General features: G+C 71.2%; 17 protein-coding genes and 1 tRNA gene. 2 read left to right on the top strand and 16 right to left on the bottom strand.

Annotated features, from left to right (window positions below; all coding sequences use genetic code 11):
• Positions 1-10: 10 nt before the first annotated feature.
• Positions 11-92: transfer RNA gene (locus tag IG62_RS0117140), tRNA-Tyr, on the bottom strand.
• A gap of 190 nt (positions 93-282) precedes the next feature.
• On the opposite strand from IG62_RS0117140, the gene IG62_RS0117135 reads away from it, so the two are divergent.
• Together IG62_RS0117135 and IG62_RS0117130 are read left to right on the top strand one after the other, a co-directional pair.
• Complete coding sequence (locus tag IG62_RS0117135) at positions 283-771, top strand: YajQ family cyclic di-GMP-binding protein (protein ID WP_030803080.1); 489 nt, start codon at positions 283-285, stop codon at positions 769-771.
• A 147-nt stretch (positions 772-918) separates the two neighbouring features.
• Positions 919-1,677 carry an antibiotic biosynthesis monooxygenase gene (locus tag IG62_RS0117130; RefSeq protein ID WP_078872051.1) on the top strand — a complete coding sequence of 253 codons (759 nt, stop codon included), beginning with the start codon at positions 919-921 and terminating at the stop codon, positions 1,675-1,677.
• Positions 1,678-1,973: 296 nt separating this feature from the next.
• Here IG62_RS0117130 and IG62_RS0117125 read toward each other — a convergent pair whose 3' ends face one another.
• The 15 genes from IG62_RS0117125 to IG62_RS0117060 all read right to left on the bottom strand — a co-directional run bounded on the left by IG62_RS0117125 (position 1,974) and on the right by IG62_RS0117060 (position 15,415).
• On the bottom strand, positions 1,974-2,195 hold the full coding sequence (locus IG62_RS0117125) for a hypothetical protein (protein ID WP_030803075.1): 222 nt from the start codon (positions 2,193-2,195) through the stop codon (positions 1,974-1,976).
• 70 nt (positions 2,196-2,265) lie between these two features.
• Positions 2,266-2,463: a hypothetical protein gene (locus IG62_RS0117120; RefSeq protein ID WP_030803073.1), complete on the bottom strand. Its 198-nt coding sequence runs from the start codon at positions 2,461-2,463 to the stop codon at positions 2,266-2,268.
• 445 nt (positions 2,464-2,908) lie between these two features.
• Positions 2,909-3,358, bottom strand: coding sequence for a hypothetical protein (locus IG62_RS47245; protein WP_158795051.1), 450 nt, complete (start codon positions 3,356-3,358; stop codon positions 2,909-2,911).
• Positions 3,359-3,607: 249 nt separating this feature from the next.
• Positions 3,608-4,000, bottom strand: a complete 393-nt coding sequence (locus tag IG62_RS0117115) for a YccF domain-containing protein (RefSeq protein ID WP_030803071.1) — start codon at positions 3,998-4,000, stop codon at positions 3,608-3,610.
• 124 nt (positions 4,001-4,124) lie between these two features.
• Positions 4,125-4,991, bottom strand: a complete 867-nt coding sequence (gene htpX, locus IG62_RS0117110; protein ID WP_030803068.1) for a zinc metalloprotease HtpX — start codon at positions 4,989-4,991, stop codon at positions 4,125-4,127.
• A 205-nt stretch (positions 4,992-5,196) separates the two neighbouring features.
• Positions 5,197-6,720 (bottom strand): NADH-quinone oxidoreductase subunit N, encoded by a 1,524-nt coding sequence (locus tag IG62_RS0117105; protein ID WP_030803065.1) that lies wholly within the window; start codon positions 6,718-6,720, stop codon positions 5,197-5,199.
• On the bottom strand, positions 6,720-8,363 hold the full coding sequence (locus IG62_RS0117100) for a complex I subunit 4 family protein (RefSeq protein WP_030803062.1): 1,644 nt from the start codon (positions 8,361-8,363) through the stop codon (positions 6,720-6,722). Before IG62_RS0117100 ends, IG62_RS0117105 begins: the two co-directional genes overlap by 1 nt.
• 3 nt (positions 8,364-8,366) lie before the next feature.
• The gene (locus IG62_RS0117095; RefSeq protein ID WP_030803059.1) at positions 8,367-10,403 is read right to left on the bottom strand and encodes an NADH-quinone oxidoreductase subunit L; all 2,037 of its coding nucleotides are present in this window, start codon (positions 10,401-10,403) and stop codon (positions 8,367-8,369) included.
• Positions 10,400-10,768 carry an NADH-quinone oxidoreductase subunit NuoK gene (gene nuoK / locus IG62_RS0117090; protein WP_030803056.1) on the bottom strand — a complete coding sequence of 123 codons (369 nt, stop codon included), beginning with the start codon at positions 10,766-10,768 and terminating at the stop codon, positions 10,400-10,402. The genes IG62_RS0117095 and nuoK overlap by 4 nt, the downstream gene beginning before the upstream one ends.
• Positions 10,768-11,397, bottom strand: coding sequence for an NADH-quinone oxidoreductase subunit J (locus tag IG62_RS0117085; protein WP_030803053.1), 630 nt, complete (start codon positions 11,395-11,397; stop codon positions 10,768-10,770). Before IG62_RS0117085 ends, nuoK begins: the two co-directional genes overlap by 1 nt.
• Positions 11,394-12,008 carry a NuoI/complex I 23 kDa subunit family protein gene (locus tag IG62_RS0117080; RefSeq protein ID WP_030803050.1) on the bottom strand — a complete coding sequence of 205 codons (615 nt, stop codon included), beginning with the start codon at positions 12,006-12,008 and terminating at the stop codon, positions 11,394-11,396. The genes IG62_RS0117085 and IG62_RS0117080 overlap by 4 nt, the downstream gene beginning before the upstream one ends.
• Complete coding sequence (locus IG62_RS0117075) at positions 12,005-12,973, bottom strand: complex I subunit 1/NuoH family protein (RefSeq protein ID WP_030803047.1); 969 nt, start codon at positions 12,971-12,973, stop codon at positions 12,005-12,007. The genes IG62_RS0117080 and IG62_RS0117075 overlap by 4 nt, the downstream gene beginning before the upstream one ends.
• Entirely contained in the window at positions 12,970-14,382 is a 1,413-nt protein-coding gene (locus IG62_RS41975) for an NADH-quinone oxidoreductase subunit C (RefSeq protein WP_030803044.1), read from the bottom strand. The genes IG62_RS0117075 and IG62_RS41975 overlap by 4 nt, the downstream gene beginning before the upstream one ends.
• Positions 14,379-15,023 (bottom strand): NADH-quinone oxidoreductase subunit B, encoded by a 645-nt coding sequence (locus IG62_RS0117065; protein ID WP_030412976.1) that lies wholly within the window; start codon positions 15,021-15,023, stop codon positions 14,379-14,381. Before IG62_RS0117065 ends, IG62_RS41975 begins: the two co-directional genes overlap by 4 nt.
• Positions 15,014-15,415 (bottom strand): NADH-quinone oxidoreductase subunit A, encoded by a 402-nt coding sequence (locus IG62_RS0117060; protein ID WP_030412975.1) that lies wholly within the window; start codon positions 15,413-15,415, stop codon positions 15,014-15,016. Before IG62_RS0117060 ends, IG62_RS0117065 begins: the two co-directional genes overlap by 10 nt.
• Positions 15,416-15,470 lie beyond the last annotated feature (55 nt).

Genomic DNA, 15,470 nt, shown 5'->3' with positions numbered 1-15,470 from the left:
TTCCTCACTGTGGCGGCGCCAGGATTCGAACCTGGGAAGGCTGAGCCGGCAGATTTACAGTCTGCTCCCTTTGGCCGCTCGGGCACACCGCCGGGGTTTGCTGCCGGGAGAGCCGCTTTTCGGCGGTGCTCCGTGGCAACGACGTAAACCATACCCGATGGCTGGGGGTGGTTCGCCACTCGATTCGCGAGCGCTGGATCTTGGTCGGGTGACTAGGCTTGGCAAGCGGTCCGGGGACGGTCCGCACCCCTGACGGATCTACGCACGAGGAGCCAACTCAACATGGCCGACTCCAGTTTCGACATCGTCTCGAAGGTAGAGCGGCAGGAGGTCGACAACGCACTCAACCAGGCCGCCAAGGAGATCTCGACGCGCTACGACTTCAAGGGCGTCGACGCCTCGATCGCATGGTCGGGCGAGAAGATCGAAATGCGGGCCAACGCCGAGGAGCGGGTCAAGGCCGTGCTCGACATCTTCCAGTCCAAGCTGGTCAAGCGCGGGATCTCGCTGAAGGCCCTGGATGCCGGTGAGCCGCAGGCCTCGGGCAAGGAGTACAAGATCTTCGCCTCCCTCCAGGAGGGGATCTCGCAGGACAACGCGAAGAAGGTCGCCAAGATCATCCGCGATGAGGGCCCGAAGGGCGTCAAGGCGCAGGTGCAGGGCGACGAGCTGCGGGTCAGCTCCAAGAGCCGGGACGACCTGCAGGCGGTGCAGCAGCTGCTGAAGGGGAAGGACCTGGACTTCGCCCTCCAGTTCGTGAACTACCGGTAGCCGGTAGGCAGGGCTTCGGCCTTCGGGATGGGGCGGCGCGCCACGGGCGTGCCGCCCCACCGGCGTTTCGGCCCCTCGCCACACGTCATCCGCTCCCTCAGAGATCTCTCTTGACCTCAAGCTTGGTCGAGATTGCAGGCTCCTCGCATGACTTCTCACATCACTTCTCAGAAGAACGTGCAGAGCGGCGAGAGCCTCGGGACCGGTCCCCGCGCGGGCTTTCGCGCAGACGTGTTTCCGCAGGTCAGGCGGGCGGGCGTGGGGACCGTGCTGATCAGTGAGTGGGACGCCGGGGGCCCGGAGGGCCAGCGGGCCGTCCTGGACGGCGTGGCCCGGGCGTGGGAGGGGGCGCCACTGCCGGCGGGCTTCGTGTCGCGGGTGCTGTTCGCCGGGACGGACGGGCGCAGCGTGCTCGACTACGCGCAGTGGACGGGCGATGCCGCGCACGAGGAGTTCATGCGCGGCGAGGACACCGGACTGCGGGAACAGATCGCGGGCGGCGCGCCGGCCGCCGTGGGGGACGGCGGCGACACCGGTCCGACCCGTTACCGGCTCTACGGCAGTCTGCTGCCCCAGGGCGAGCCGGAGGACCCGGGCTGCGTCGTGCGGGTCGCCTTCCGTACGGCGGGGCACGAGGCGGCTCGGGCGCTCGTGGACGGGCTGCTGGACCTGATCGGCGGCGTCCAGCCGGGCGAGGGCGGGATCGCCTCACACTTCCACATCAGCGAGGACGGCACCCGGGTCGTCAACTACAGCGAGTGGACGACCGCCGAGGCCCACGAGCGGGAGATCGCCGGGAGCCTCACGCGCGGCGGGCCGGTGATGTCCTTCATCGAGGGCCTGGCCGGTGTGAAGCCGCTCGGCTTCCGGCGGTACGTGGGGCCGCGGGGGCTGGTGCGGGTGTGACCGCCGGTTGCGTAGCTACTCCGCGGTGCGTAGCTACTCCGCGGTGCCGGGGTGCACGGCCGCGGCAGCGGACGGTCCGGCCGGGGCCTCGTCGACCGGGCTCCGGAACGGGTCCGTCGTCGGCGGTGGCGGCGGTGTCGTGACCCGCGGGAGCACCGTTTCGGGTGCGGAGAAGAGCGACGTGGTGTCGATGGGTCGTCTCCCTTTCGGTTTATGGCCCGCAGCAACGTGCGGAGAGGTGGTTGCGGCGCCGGGGCGGGGAGGAGCATCCGCCGCGCCCCGACGGCCGCCTTGGCTCAGAGTTTGGTCAGCTTCGCGTACGGACTCACGATCCGTGCCTGGAGCGAACCGAAGTCGACAAGTACCGCGACCTCGTCCTCGATACCGATCACGCGGCCGAGGCCATACTCATCGTGTGTGACCCGGTCGCCGCTCGCGAAGTGCTTGAGCGGTGGCGTGACCGGGGGCTTGAAGGGACTTGACGACAGATGACGCCGGGCTGCGGCTGGCTTTGTCATTGTCGCCAGTATGCGCCCAGGAACGCGCGGCTGGTCGACGCAGGCGGTGCCACTTCCGGGAAGAACCGGCTCAGGACGCGCCTTCCCACTGGCGTATGCGCTGGTCAGGGCGGGTGACCGGAGCACCCGCCCGGCATGCTCGGCGGGCCGCGAAAGGCTGGTCCGTGGGCACGATCTCGCGGCCGAGCGGCAGCAGGGAGATCGGGATCATCGTGAAGTTGGCGATGCCGAACGGGATCGTTCTCGGGCGGGCAGCATCGGGCAACACGGCCGATCCGCCTCCGGCTCTCCCTCCGACCCGATCCGCTTCCGGTTCTCCCTCTCATGGGACTCGGGCTGTTAGCTCATAGCCGGGCCGTGGGACCTGCGGCCGAGGGGGAGGAGACGGTACGGGGCCTGGGCCGTTGTTGTGATCGGCGTCGCGTCGATCGTCGCTGCCAGGGGGGCGCGCTGGGTTGCGGCTTCGTTTGCATGCCCGCTCGGCAGCGCCGGATTCTCTGGCGGAGCTTCCCCTCGGGACGTCATGAACTTCAAGAGTGATGTGCTCGTAGTCGCGCAGCTTTGTGGCGGATACTTTCGCAGACACCTCTCCCATGTCGCCTTTGAAATCCGTGCTGGCTTCCCGTTGTGGAAACGATGTTACGGCCTGGTTCCTTGCTTCGACTCGCGCAAGGAGATTGCAGGTTGCCCAGGTCGACGAATTACCCATGCGACTATCCCGGTGATGGCGAGCGCTGTGAGGAGCAGGCCGCATCCAAGAATCCAGCCGCGTCCCCAAATTGCGTTTTCGGTATCCTGACTACATAGATACAAACGCAGAGATGGCTAGCAGGAAAGATGTCGCGGCGCCAGTGATCCAAAGGTGTACTGGGGTAGCTCATTTCTGTAAAGATGCTGGAAATGGCGCAGATCAGCGCACCGAGCAACAGAACGGACGCAAGCCCTACCAGGATTCCTTGATGACGAAGGATTGCGGCCAGTTCGGCGCTGCGCAGGCCAACCAGATTCGCTGCTCCCGCGAAGCCCGCAAGTAGCAATCCGAGGAGACCTCGAATATCAATGAGACGTTCGACCGTATGGGGGCGGGGTGGCTGCGCTTCGCTCTGCGACGGGTCCACATTCACTCCCGAGAAGGGGAAAGGTTTCGCCAGTTCCGCATCCATAGGGGTTGGCGCCTTGACTCGTCCTCGACGAGCGACATGAGCGTGTACCCGATTCTCTATCGAGTCGACCGGCAACCCATCGGGGACCATTCTCACCGCCTACGCCGCGACCCTCCACGACCTGATGGACCTGCTCGCCAAGAAGGCGCCGACTATCCAGTTGCCAGCCCAGACCGACCGATGCGCAGAAGGCCGGGGATTCACGTTCCCCGGCCCCCACCATGGGCCTTCGCCGGCCCAACCACTTGATCAACGAGTGGCGAACGGCTGGTCCGTGGGCACGATCTCGCGGCCGAGCGGCAGCAGGGAGATCGGAATCATCTTGAAGTTGGCGATGCCGAACGGGATGCCGATGATCGTCACGCACAGGGCGAGGCCGGTGACGATGTGGCCCAGGGCCAGCCACCAGCCCGCGAAGATGATCCAGATGACGTTGCCGATGGCGGAGCCGGCGCCGGCGTCGCGCCGGACGACGGTCGTGCGGCCGAAGGGCCAGAGGGCGTAGCCGGCGATGCGGAAGGACGCGATGCCGAACGGGATCGTGATGATCAGGATGCAGCAGATGATGCCCGCGAGGAGGTAGCCGAGGGCGAGCCAGAACCCGCTGAGGATCAGCCAGAGGACGTTGAGGATGAGCTTCATGATCGGCAGCCTTCCACGGGCACGGCGAACGGGGTAACTGCCGTGCTAGACGCACCGGGGCCGGTGGAGCGTTGCGTTCATGATGCGCCGGTGCCCGAGGGGCGGCCAGCGGTGTCCGCGGGGGTCAGGGGCGGTGGTGGCCGGCCATCTGCTCCAGGCGGGCGATGCGTTCGTGCATCGGGGGGTGGGTGGAGAACAGCTTGGACATGCCCTCGCCGGCCCGGAACGGGTTGGCGATCATCATGTGGCCGGCGGTCTCCAGCCGCGGCTCGGGCGGGAGCGGCAGCTGCTGGGTGCCGATCTCCAACTTGCGCAGGGCGGAGGCCAGGGCGAGCGGGTCGCCGGTGAGCTGGGCGCCCGAGGCGTCGGCCTGGTACTCGCGGGAGCGGCTGACCGCCAGCTGGATGAGCGAGGCCGCGATCGGGCCGAGAAGCGCGATCAGCAGCATGCCCAGCAGACCGGGTCCCTCGTCGTCCTCGGACCGGCCTATGGGGATCAGCCAGGCGAAGTTGACCAGGAACATCACGACGGAGGCCAGCGCGCCGGCGACGGACGAGATGAGGATGTCGCGGTTGTAGACGTGGCTGAGCTCATGGCCGATGACGCCGCGCAGCTCGCGCTCGTCGAGGAGGCGGAGGATGCCGTCGGTGCAGCAGACCGCGGCGTTGCGCGGGTTGCGGCCGGTGGCGAAGGCGTTCGGCGCCTGGGTCGGGGAGATGTACAGCCGCGGCATGGGCTGGCGGGCGGCCGTCGACAGCTCGCGGACCATGCGGTAGAGCTGCGGCGCCTCGAACTCGCTCACCGGGCGGGCCCGCATGGCGCGCAGGGCGAGTTTGTCGCTGTTCCAGTACGCGTAGGCGTTGGTCGCCAGGGCGACGAGAACGGCGACGATCAGGCCCGTACGCCCGAAGAAACTGCCGATGAGGATGATGAGTGCGGACAGTCCCCCGAGGAGTACGGCGGTTCTGAGCCCGTTGTGCCGGCGGTGCACGGTACGCCCTCCAAGCGGTGCGGCAGGGGAACCCTGTGCTGCGTTGCTCCACTCTTCAGTGGACCCTTACTCACTGGTCAACGCGAGATGAACGGGCCGGGTTCCCGCTGCCCGGGCGAGGGGGCCGGGGACGGGCGTCGGGGACCCGTCCGTGGAGTGGTGGGCGCCGTACCGCCGTATGGGTGGCCCGGATCGGCCGCGTCGGTCAGAGGAGCGCGCCGGAGGCGAAGCGCAGGACGAGCTGGGGCGCGCCGGAGAGGGCGAGACCGAGGACGGTGGCGAGGGCGATGGCGGTGGCCAGCGGGGCCGGGATCCGGGGGGCGGGCGGCCGCGGCCCGGCGGGTGCGGGTTCCTCGGCGCCCCGGAAGAGCACCGCCGTCCACTGCAGGTAGTAGTAGAGCGCGATCACGACGTTGACGGCCATGACCACGGCGAGCCAGGCCAGCCCGGCGTCGACGGCCGCGGAGAACACCGTGACCTTGGCGAACAGCCCGATGATGCCCGGCGGAAGACCGGCCAGGCAGAGCAGGAAGAAGCCCATGGCGAGCGCGACGAGCGGCCGGCGGGCGTACAGGCCCCGGTAGTCGGTGACGCGGTTGGCGGGGCGCGTACGGGCCACCAGGGCGGCGACGGCGAACGCGCCGAGGTTCACGGCCGCGTACATCAGGGCGTAGACGACGGTGGCGCCGATGGCGTGCGCCGGCCGGTGGGTGTAGCCCGCGGCGGCCAGCGGCACCAGGAGGTAGCCGGCCTGGCCGACCGACGACCAGGCGAGCAGGCGGACCGCGCTGTGCTCGCGGCGCGGGTCCTGGCGGAGGGCGGCGACGTTGCCGACGGTCATGGTGAGCGCGGCGAGGACGGCCAGCGCCGGGCCCCAGACGTCGGCGTACGCCGGGAAGCCCTGGACGGTGACCAGGATCAGACCGGAGAAGCCGACTGCCTTGCCGACCACGGAGAGGTAGCCGGCGATCGGCAGCGGGGCGCCGACGTAGGTGTCGGGCACCCAGAAGTGGAACGGGGCGGCCGCCGTCTTGAAGGCGAAGCCGACCAGGGTGAGCGCGACGCCGGCGCTGGCCAGGGTGGCGAGGCGGGCGTCGGGGAGGTCGGTGAGGGCGTGCGCCACCCGGGAGAGGTAGAGGCTGCGGGTGGCGGCGTAGACGAAGCTGACGCCGAGCAGCATCACGGCGGTGGCGGCCACCGAGGAGAGGAAGAACTTCAGCGCCGCCTCGGAGGAGAGCCGGTCGCCGCGGCGCAGGCCCACGAGGGCGAAGGCCGGCAGGGAGGCGACCTCCAGGGCGATGACGAGGGTGGCCAGGTCCCGGGAGGCGGGCAGCAGGGCGGCGCCGGCGGCCGAGGACAGCAGCAGGAACCAGTACTCGCCGGCGGGCAGGTCGTGGTCCTTGATGGTGTCGAGGGACAGCAGGGCGGTCAGCAGCGCGCCGCCGAGCACCAGGAACTGGATGACCAGGGCGAACGGGTCGGCGACGTAGCTGCACACGTCGGGGTGCCCGGGGAGGCAGAAGGTGCGGCGGTCGCCGCCCAGGAGGGGCAGCAGGGACAGCGCGGCGAGGACGAGGCCCGCGGTGGCGGCCCAGCCCAGCAGCGGCTTGCGGGCCGGGGGCACGAACAGGTCGGCGACCAGCACCGCCAGGGCGACGACCGCGGTGATCGTGGGCGGGGCGACGGCGACCCAGTCGACGGACTGGACCAGAGAGGTGATCGAGCTCATCACTTACCGCCTCCGAGGAGCTGCTGGACGGCCGGGTCGGTGAGGCCGAGGAGGGCCGCGGGCCACAGTCCGGCGAGGACGGTGAGGGCGGCCAGGGGGGACCAGGCCGCGTACTCGTAACCCGCGAGGTCGGGGACGGCCGGGGCGGGGGCGGGGGTGGCCGCCGCGGGCCGCTCCGGGTCGCCGTCGACGCCGCCGAGCGGGGCGGTGGGGGCGAGGTGCGGGGTGCCGCCCATGCAGACCCGGCGGACGACCAGGAGGAGGTATGCGGCGGTCAGCAGGGTGCCGAGGCCGGCCAGCACCATGAACGTCAGGAAGGCGGGGCGGCTCAGGCCCGCGGCGGGCCGGAAGGCGCCGAACATGGCGAGCATCTCGCCCCAGAAGCCGGCCAGTCCGGGCAGGCCGAGCGAGGCGACCGCCCCGAAGGCGAGCAGGCCGCCGAAGCGGGGGGCCTTGCCGTAGAGGGCGGCGCCGGTGGTGCCGGCCAGGGCGTCGAGGTCGGTGGTGCCGGTGCGGTCCTTGAGGGCACCGACGAGGAAGAACAGCAGGCCGGTGATCAGGCCGTGCGCGATGTTGGCGAACAGGGCGCCGTTGACGCCGGTGGGGGTCATGCTGGCGATGCCGAGCAGGACGAAGCCCATGTGGCCGACGGAGCTGTAGGCGATCAGGCGCTTGAGGTCGCCCTTGCCACCCTTGCGGACGAGGGCGAGGCAGGCGAGCGAGCCGTAGATGATGCCGACGGCGGCGAACGCGGCGAGGTAGGGCGCGTAGGTGTGCATGCCCTCCGGGGTGATGGGCAACGCGATCCGGACGAACCCGTAGGTGCCCATCTTCAGCAGGACGCCGGCCAGCAGGACCGAGCCGACGGTGGGTGCGGCGGTGTGCGCGTCGGGCAGCCAGCTGTGCAGCGGCCACATCGGGGACTTGACGGCCAGTCCGATCCCGATCGCGAGCACCGCGAGGAGCTGGACGGTGTGGCTGAGCTGGGCTTTCGGGCCGTTGTCAGTGGCGAGTGCGACCATGTCGAACGTGCCGGATTTCACGCCGATGAGGAGGAGGCCGAGCAGCATCACGACGGAGCCGAGCAGCGTGTAGAGGATGAACTTCCATGCCGCCGCCTGCTTCCCCGCACCGCCCCAGCGGGCGATGAGGAAGTACATCGGGATGAGGACCATCTCGAAGGCGAGGAAGAAGAGCATCAGGTCCAGGACGGCGAAGGTGGCGAGGGTGCCGGCCTCCAGGACGAGCAGCAGGGCCACAAATGCCTTGGGAGACGGGCCCGTTGGCATGTGGAAGTAGGAGTAGAGCGCGCAGAGGAAGGTCAGCAGCGCGGTCATGACGACGAGGGGGAGCGAGATGCCGTCGACGCCGAGGTGGATGCGGATGCCGAGCGCCGGGATCCAGCTGATGTCGGTGGTGGCCTGCATACGCGCCGGCTGAGCGTGGTCGAAGCCGGCGGCCAGCGCGACGCTGGCGGCGAGCACGACGCCGGTGACGGTCACGCCGTGGCGCAGTACGGCCTGGTCGGGGTTCTTGCCCTTCAGACCGGGCGGCGCGGGCAGCAGCGCGGCGAGCGCGCCGAGGAGGGGGAGGGCGACGACGCCCACGAGGAGGATCTGCAGGGTGGTCTGAGTCAGGTGCATCGGTCAGGCTCCCGTGCCCGTGGCGACGAGGACGGCGGCGATCGCCAGGACGAGTGAGCCCGCCAGCAGCGCGCCGAGGTAGGTCTGCACGTTCCCGGTCTGGGCGCGGCGGACGGCGGCGCCCAGCCAGCGCGGGGCGGTGCCCGCACCGCGGACGTAGGTGTCGACGACCTCGCGGTCCAGGAAGCGGACGAGCGTGGCGGCGGCGCGTACGGGCCGGACGAACAGCGCGGAGTAGACGGCGTCCAGGTGGAAGCCGACGGCGGCGTGGCGGTGCAGCGGGCCGAGGAGGAGGCGGCCCGGGTCGGCCGGGTCCGCGGCGCCGGCGTTGTCGCCGTAGACCGGGGCGTGGGTGGCGATGGCCGTCTCCTCGGCGAGCCCGGGAGCCGCGTCCGGGTCGACGACGACCGCGCCGATGGGGGTGCGGGCGGCGAGCGCGGTGGTGTGGCGCCAGGTGGCGTAGGTGACCAGGCCGCCGACGACGGCGATACCGGTGCCGACGACGGAGGTGGTCAGGGTCGGAGCGAGCGAGCGCCCGTCGAACCACTCGGGCAGGAGGGGGGCGGAAAGGCCCAGTGCGACGGTGGGGACGAAGAGCACCCACAGGACGGCGTTCATCACGACCGGCTGGGGACTTGGGGTCTCCCCTGCTCGAACGGAGTTGAGAGCTTGGGGAAGGTCGGGGGCCTCGACGCCCCGGCCCTTGAAGGCGAGCAGCCACAGGCGGGCGGCGTAGGCCGCGGTGAGGAGGGCGGTGAGCAGTCCGGAGACCAGGACGGTCCAGCCGGCCGCGCCGGGGATGCCGTGGGCGGCGCCGGTGGCGGCGTGCTCGGCTGCGCCGAGGACGGCTTCCTTGGAGAAGAAGCCGGCGAACGGCGGGATCGCGGCGAGCGCGAGCAGCGCCACCGTCACGGTCCAGTAGGCGTCCGGGATGCGCCGGGACAGGCCGCTCATCCGGGACATGGCGGCGAGCGAGTTGGTGCCCGCGGCGTGGATGATCACGCCCGCGCCGAGGAAGAGGAGGGCCTTGAACGCACCGTGCGCCAGGAGGTGGAAGACGGCGGCGCCGCGGTCGCCGACGGCGAGCGCGCCCAGCATGTAGCCGAGCTGGCCGACCGTCGAATAGGCCAGTACGCGCTTGATGTCGTCCTGGGCCAGCGCGGCGAGGCCGGAGCCGACCATGGTGATCGCGGCGATGACGGCCATCACGACCAGTGCGGCCGCGGAGGCCGCGAAGACCGGCAGGAGCCGGGCCACGACGTAGATGCCGGCCGCCACCATCGTCGCGGCGTGGATCAGCGCGGAGACCGGCGTCGGACCGGCCATCGCGTCCGGGAGCCAGGTGTGCAGCGGGAACTGCGCGGACTTGCCCGCGACGCCGGCCAGCAGCAGCAGCGCGATCAGCGTCGGGTGGTCCAGGCCGCGGTTGACGACCGAGCCGAGGATGCCGGTGATCCGGAAGGTGCCGGTGTCGGCGGCCAGCGCGAAGATGCCGAAGAGGAAGGGGACGTCACCGAGCTTGGTGACCAGGAACGCCTTGAGGGAGGCGGCCCGGGCGGTCTCGGTCTCCCAGTAGTGGCCGACGAGGAAGTACGAGCAGATGCCCATGACTTCCCAGCCGACCAGCAGCACCATCAGGTCGCCGGTGTAGACGACCAGCAGCATCGCGGCGGTGAAGAGCGAGACCAGCGCCGCGTAGGACGGGTAGCGCGGATCGTCGCGCAGATAGCCGGTGGAGTAGATCTGCACACAGGTCGCCACGACGCCGACGAGTACGGCGATCAGCGCGGCGAAGCCGTCGATGTGCAGCGCCAGGTCGATCGGGATCGACCCGGTCGGGGTGAGCCGGGTGGCGACGTCGGTGGCCGGCCCGCCGCCCTGGCCGACGGCGACCGCCACGGTCAGCCCGGCTGCGGCGAGCGTCGGCAGCACGGCCAGCGGCCGTACGAAACCGGGCGTGCGCCGCCCCAGGAGGAGACCGGCGACGGCCCCGAGGAAGGGCAGGAGAGGAACGAGAACGGCGGTGGTCGTGAGGGTCACGCGGTGGCCTCCGCCTGGGTGTCCGGCTGCGGGGTCCCGTCGGCGTCGGCGCCGTCCGGCCGCTCGGCGAGGTCACGGAGCCGGTCGATGTCGGAGCTGCCGCGGTTGCGGTAGACGAGCAGCACGATCGCCAGGCCGATGCCGATCTCGGCGGCGGCGATGGCGATGGTGAAGAGGGTGAGCGCCTGGCCGGAGTGCAGGGTGTCGCGCAGCCAGACGTCGAAGGCGACGAGGTTGAGGTTGACGGCGTTGAGCATCAGCTCGACGGACATCAGCACCAGGATCGCGTTGCGGCGGGCGAGCACGCCGTACAGCCCGGTGCAGAAGAGGAGGACGGCGAGGACGGCCGGATAGGCGAGATGCATCAGCGCTGCTCCTCTCGTGGGGCGGTGGCGGGTGCCGCGGAGGCGCGGGCCGCGGCGTCCGGCAGGGCGGCCGCCGGGGCCCTGCCCTCACCGCCCCGGCGGGACAGCACGATCGCCCCGACGAGCGCGGCGAGCAGCAGCACGGACAGCGCCTCGAAGGGCAGCACCCAGTACTGGAAGAGGCTGCGGCCGGAGGCCTCGGCGGAGCCCTGGACGGGCCCGTCGAAGGAGATCCAGGTGGCACGGAAGGCGTCGACGACGACCCAGACCAGGGCGCCGGCCGCGGCGAGCGCAACCACGAGCGCCGCCCAGCGGTTGCCGGAATCGGCGTCCGGGGAGCGTCCGATGGGCGCCTTGGTCAGCATCAGCCCGAAGAGCAGCAGGACGACCACGGATCCGACGTAGATGAGCACCTGCACCCAGGCGATGAACTCGGCCGTGAGCAGGAGGTATTCGACCGCGACCCCGCCGAGCGCGACGACCAGCCAGAGGGCGGCGTGCACCAGCTGCCGGGTGGTGACGGTGATGACGGCCGCGCCCAGGGTGCCGATGCCGACGAGCAGGAACGCGATCTCGACGCCGGTGGGCGACAGGAAGCCGTGCCCGGCGGCCGTGGCGGCGAGCGTCACGTCCCCTCCTCCTCGGTGTCCTGGGCCTGGTTCTGGTTCTGGTTCGGGTTCTCGGTCTGGTTCTCGTTCTGCGCCGCGGCCTCGGCCGCCTGCTGGGCGGCGAGTTTGTCCGCGGCCTTACGGGCGGCGGCGATCTCCTTGGGCTCCTCGGCCGCCGGGTCGAGCGCCGGCGGCTCGGGCACCGTCCACATCCACTCGCGGAGCTTGTCGCGCTCGTGGGTGAGGTCGTGGATGTCCGTCTCGGCGTACTCGAACTCCGGGGACCAGAAGAGCGCGTCGAAGGGGCAGACCTCGATGCAGATCCCGCAGTACATGCACAGCGCGAAGTCGATGGCGAAGCGGTCGAGCACGTTCCGGCTGCGCTCACGGCCTCCGGGCGCGGCCGGCGGCACCGTCTCCTTGTGGGAGTCGATGTAGATGCACCAGTCCGGGCACTCACGGGCGCACAGCATGCAGACCGTGCAGTTCTCCTCGAACAGCCCGATGACGCCACGGGTGCGCGGCGCGAGATCGGGCTGGACGTCCGGGTACTGCGCGGTGACGGAACGCTTCGTCATCGTCCGCAGGGTGACGGCCAGGCCCTTGGCGAGACCGGAACCGGGGAAGCTCATGACGAGATCACCACCTTGACGACGCCGGTGAGGGCGATCTGGGCCAGCGCGAGCGGGATGAGCCCCGTCCAGGCGAGCTTCTGCAGCTGGTCCTCACGCAGCCGCGGGTAGGTGACCCGCAGCCAGATGACACCGAAGGCGAGCAGCGCGGTCTTCAGCAGCGTCCACAGCCAGCCCAGGCCGTCGGCGCCGAACGGGCCGTGCCAGCCGCCCAGGAAGAGCACCGAGGTCAGCGCGCAGAGGACGACGATGCCCGCGTATTCGGCGAGCAGGAAGAGCGCGAACCGCAGTCCGGTGTACTCGGTGTACGCGCCGAAGATGATCTCCGAGTCGGCGACCGGCATGTCGAACGGCGGCCGCTGCAGCTCGGCGAGGCCCGCGGTGAAGAACACCACGCCGCCGACGATCTGCCACGGCACCCACCACCAGTGGAACGCCTCGACGATGCCGGGCAGCGAGAGCGTGCCGGCCGCCATCGCGACGGAGGCCGCGGCGAGCAGCATCGGCAGCTCGTACGCGAGCAGCTGCGCGGCCGTCCGCAGGGCGCCGAGCAGCGAGAACTTGTTCGCGGAGGCCCAGCCGGCCATCAGCGAGCCGAGCACGCCGACGCCCATGACGGCGAGCACGAAGAAGATGCCCGCGTCCAGGGCCTGCCCGACGGCGTTGTGCGGCCCTATCGGGATGGCGACCAGGACCAGCAGGTACGGGAGCAGGGCGACGGCCGGGGCGAGCTGGAAGATCCGCCGGTCGGCGCCGGCCGGCACGATGTCTTCCTTCTGCGCGAACTTCACGCCGTCGGCGACCAGCTGCGCCCAGCCGTGGAACCCGCCCGCGTACATCGGACCGAGCCGGCCCTGCATATGGGCCATGACCTTGTGCTCGGTCTGCCCGATGACCAGCGGGAGCACCAGGAACACGGCGAAGACGGCGAGGAGGCGCAGCGCGATGTCGAGCGCGTCGCTCATGGTGTGTCGCCTCCTGCCGGGTCGTGGGGCTCGTGCGGGGCCTGGGGGCCGTGCGGGCCCTGGGGGTCGTCGGTCTGGGGCTTCGCCTCGGGCTTGGCTTCGGGCTTGGCTTCGGGGGCGGGGGCCGGCTTCGGCTCGGGGGCGGGCTCGGCTCCCGGTTCCGGCTTCGGCTCGGCCTCGGGCTGCTTCTGCGGCTCGTCGAAGGCCGGGCGGGCGTGGTGCCACGGTGCGTCGGAGGAGCGCGGGGCCGCCGGAGCCTCGGGGGTCGTCTCGGCGTTCGCCGGGGGCTCGGCGTTCGCCGGGGGCTCGGCGTTGGCCGAAGGCTCGGCGTTGGCCGGGGGCTCGGTGGTCGCCGGGGGCTCGGTGGTCGCCGGAGGCTCGGTGGTCGCCGGGGGTGCCGCCGTCTCCGCCGCCTGCTGCTGGCTGGCCGAACCCTGGCTCGCGGACCGGGTACGGCGTGCCGGACGCTCGGCGCGTGTCGGGGCCGCCGGTGCCTCAGGAGTCGCAGGAGCCCCGGACGGCGTGGCTCCGGACGACGTGGCTCCGGACGACGTGGCCTCCGCCGCCTGCTGGCTGGCCGAGCCCGCGCTCGCCGACCGCGCACGCCGTACCGGACGCTCGCCCGCCGCGCCGCCGGCCGCCCGCGCACCCCGCGCCGGACGTGCCGGCGCGGGCGGCAGCTGGCCCTTGAGCGGACCCCACTCGTTCGGGTCCGGGACGCCCGGCGGCAGCATCTGACGCCGCTTGGGCCCACCGTGTTCGGACTCCCCCGGCTCCTTGGCCCCCGGCCACGCCTTGGCCACCCGGGCCGCCAGCACGAAGTCCTTGCGCAGCGGGTGCCCCTCGAAGCCCTCCGGGAGGAGCAGCGGTACGAGGTGGGGGTGGCCGGTGAAGTCGACGCCGAACATCTCGTGCGTCTCGCGCTCGTGCCAGCCCGCGCCCGCGTACACGCCGACGGCGGTGGGCAGCGCGGCCGCGTCGTGCGGAACCGTGGTCCGGACGACCAGCCGGTGAACGGTCCCCGGGCGGGCCACGTCCACGAGGTGTGCGCAGATACGGAAGCCGGTGCCGGGCTCGTCCACGGCGCTGAGCCAGTCGAAGTAGCGGCAGCCGAGGTCGTCCCGGGCGGCGGTCAGCGCGGTGAGCCAGCCGTCCACCGGGACGTCGACGGTCAGCAGGTCGTACGCCAGCTCCGCGGTGGCACCGGCGCCGAAGATCTCGCTCGCGGGCCGCGGCAGCCACCCGACGACCGGCTCGGCCGGCTCGGTGGGCTCCGCGGGCTCGGCGGACCCGACCGGCTCGACCGGCTCGACGGCCTCAGGCCGCTGCTCCGGCCGGCCCGCCGGCTGGGGCTGATCGGGCCGCTGGGACTGCTGGGACTGATCCGGCTGCTGGGGCTGGTCGCTCATCGGGGCTCCTCCCCCGCGGGCGCCGGCGCGGGCGGCGTCACCAGGCCGCTGCGCAGGGCGGCCGCCGAAGGCCGGGCCGCGCCGCCCTTCGCGTACCGCTCGCCCAGGGACTCGCGCGCGATCTTCTCCTGCAGCTTGAGGATGCCCTGGAGCAGCGCCTCCGGGCGCGGCGGGCAGCCCGGCACGTACACGTCGACCGGGATGATCTGGTCGACGCCCTTGGTGACCGAGTACGAGTCCCAGTAGGGGCCGCCGCAGTTGGAGCAGGCCCCGAAGGAGATGACGTACTTGGGCTCGGGCATCTGCTCGTAGAGGCGCTTGACGGCCGGGGCCATCTTGTCCGTCACGGTGCCGGACACGACCATCAGGTCGGCCTGGCGCGGGCCGGGCGCGAACGGGATCACCCCGAGCCGGATGAAGTCGTGGCGGGCCATGGAAGCGGCGATGAACTCGATCGCGCAGCAAGCCAGCCCGAAGTTGAACACCCACAGGCTGTAGCGGCGGCCCCAGTTGAGGACCACCTTCATCGGTTCGGGCGCGAGCCGGGCCAGGGTGCCCAGGCGGCGCGGCTCCGGAAGGAATTCCGGGGCGGCGCCCCCGGCCGCAGCCGCGGAGCTGTTGGCGGCGGGGGTCACGTCCATTCCAGGACGCCCTTCTTCCATGCGTAGAGCAGGCCGACGGTGAGGAAGCCGAGGAAGATGAACATCTCCACGAGCGTCGTGCCGCCGAAACCAGGGGCAGCGAAGATCGTCGCCCAGGGGAACAGGAAGATCGAGTCGACGGCGAAGATGACGTAGAGGAAGGCGTACACGTAGTAGCGGACCTGGGTGTGCGCCCAGCCTTCGCCGACCGGGTCCACGCCGCACTCGTACGTCAGCATCTTCTCGGGCGTCGGCACGACAGGCCGCAGCAGCCGCCCGGCCCCGAAGGCCACGGCCACGAAGAGCACACCGATTACGGCGATGAGCCCGACGACCGAGTAGCCCTGGAAGTAGTCCGCGGCGACGGTGGTGCGTACGGTCGCGTCCGGCACGTCCGCCCCTCGCTCCCTGACTGCGCTTGTTCAACGACTTCGACGAAACGACTTC

The organism is Streptomyces sp. NRRL S-337 (assembly GCF_000720175.1).
Taxonomy (GTDB): domain Bacteria; phylum Actinomycetota; class Actinomycetes; order Streptomycetales; family Streptomycetaceae; genus Streptomyces; species Streptomyces siderophoricus.
Note: the sequence above shows the minus strand (reverse complement) of the source record. Positions and strands in the feature narration are given on the sequence as shown.

What these genes read in the sequence shown, in the direction of transcription:
- IG62_RS0117115 (WP_030803071.1), bottom strand. Translation starts at nt 4,000, where the DNA reads ATGAAGCTCATCCTCAACGTCCTCTGGCTGATCCTCAGCGGGTTCTGG.
- IG62_RS0117080 (WP_030803050.1), bottom strand. Translation starts at nt 12,008, where the DNA reads ATGAGCTTCCCCGGTTCCGGTCTCGCCAAGGGCCTGGCCGTCACCCTG.
- nuoK (WP_030803056.1), bottom strand. Translation starts at nt 10,768, where the DNA reads ATGCATCTCGCCTATCCGGCCGTCCTCGCCGTCCTCCTCTTCTGCACC.
- IG62_RS0117100 (WP_030803062.1), bottom strand. Translation starts at nt 8,363, where the DNA reads ATGCACCTGACTCAGACCACCCTGCAGATCCTCCTCGTGGGCGTCGTC.
- IG62_RS0117130 (WP_078872051.1), top strand. Translation starts at nt 919, where the DNA reads ATGACTTCTCACATCACTTCTCAGAAGAACGTGCAGAGCGGCGAGAGC.
- IG62_RS0117065 (WP_030412976.1), bottom strand. Translation starts at nt 15,023, where the DNA reads ATGGACGTGACCCCCGCCGCCAACAGCTCCGCGGCTGCGGCCGGGGGC.
- IG62_RS41975 (WP_030803044.1), bottom strand. Translation starts at nt 14,382, where the DNA reads ATGAGCGACCAGCCCCAGCAGCCGGATCAGTCCCAGCAGTCCCAGCGG.
- IG62_RS47245 (WP_158795051.1), bottom strand. Translation starts at nt 3,358, where the DNA reads ATGGATGCGGAACTGGCGAAACCTTTCCCCTTCTCGGGAGTGAATGTG.
- IG62_RS0117075 (WP_030803047.1), bottom strand. Translation starts at nt 12,973, where the DNA reads ATGAGCGACGCGCTCGACATCGCGCTGCGCCTCCTCGCCGTCTTCGCC.
- IG62_RS0117135 (WP_030803080.1), top strand. Translation starts at nt 283, where the DNA reads ATGGCCGACTCCAGTTTCGACATCGTCTCGAAGGTAGAGCGGCAGGAG.
- IG62_RS0117105 (WP_030803065.1), bottom strand. Translation starts at nt 6,720, where the DNA reads ATGAGCTCGATCACCTCTCTGGTCCAGTCCGTCGACTGGGTCGCCGTC.
- IG62_RS0117125 (WP_030803075.1), bottom strand. Translation starts at nt 2,195, where the DNA reads ATGACAAAGCCAGCCGCAGCCCGGCGTCATCTGTCGTCAAGTCCCTTC.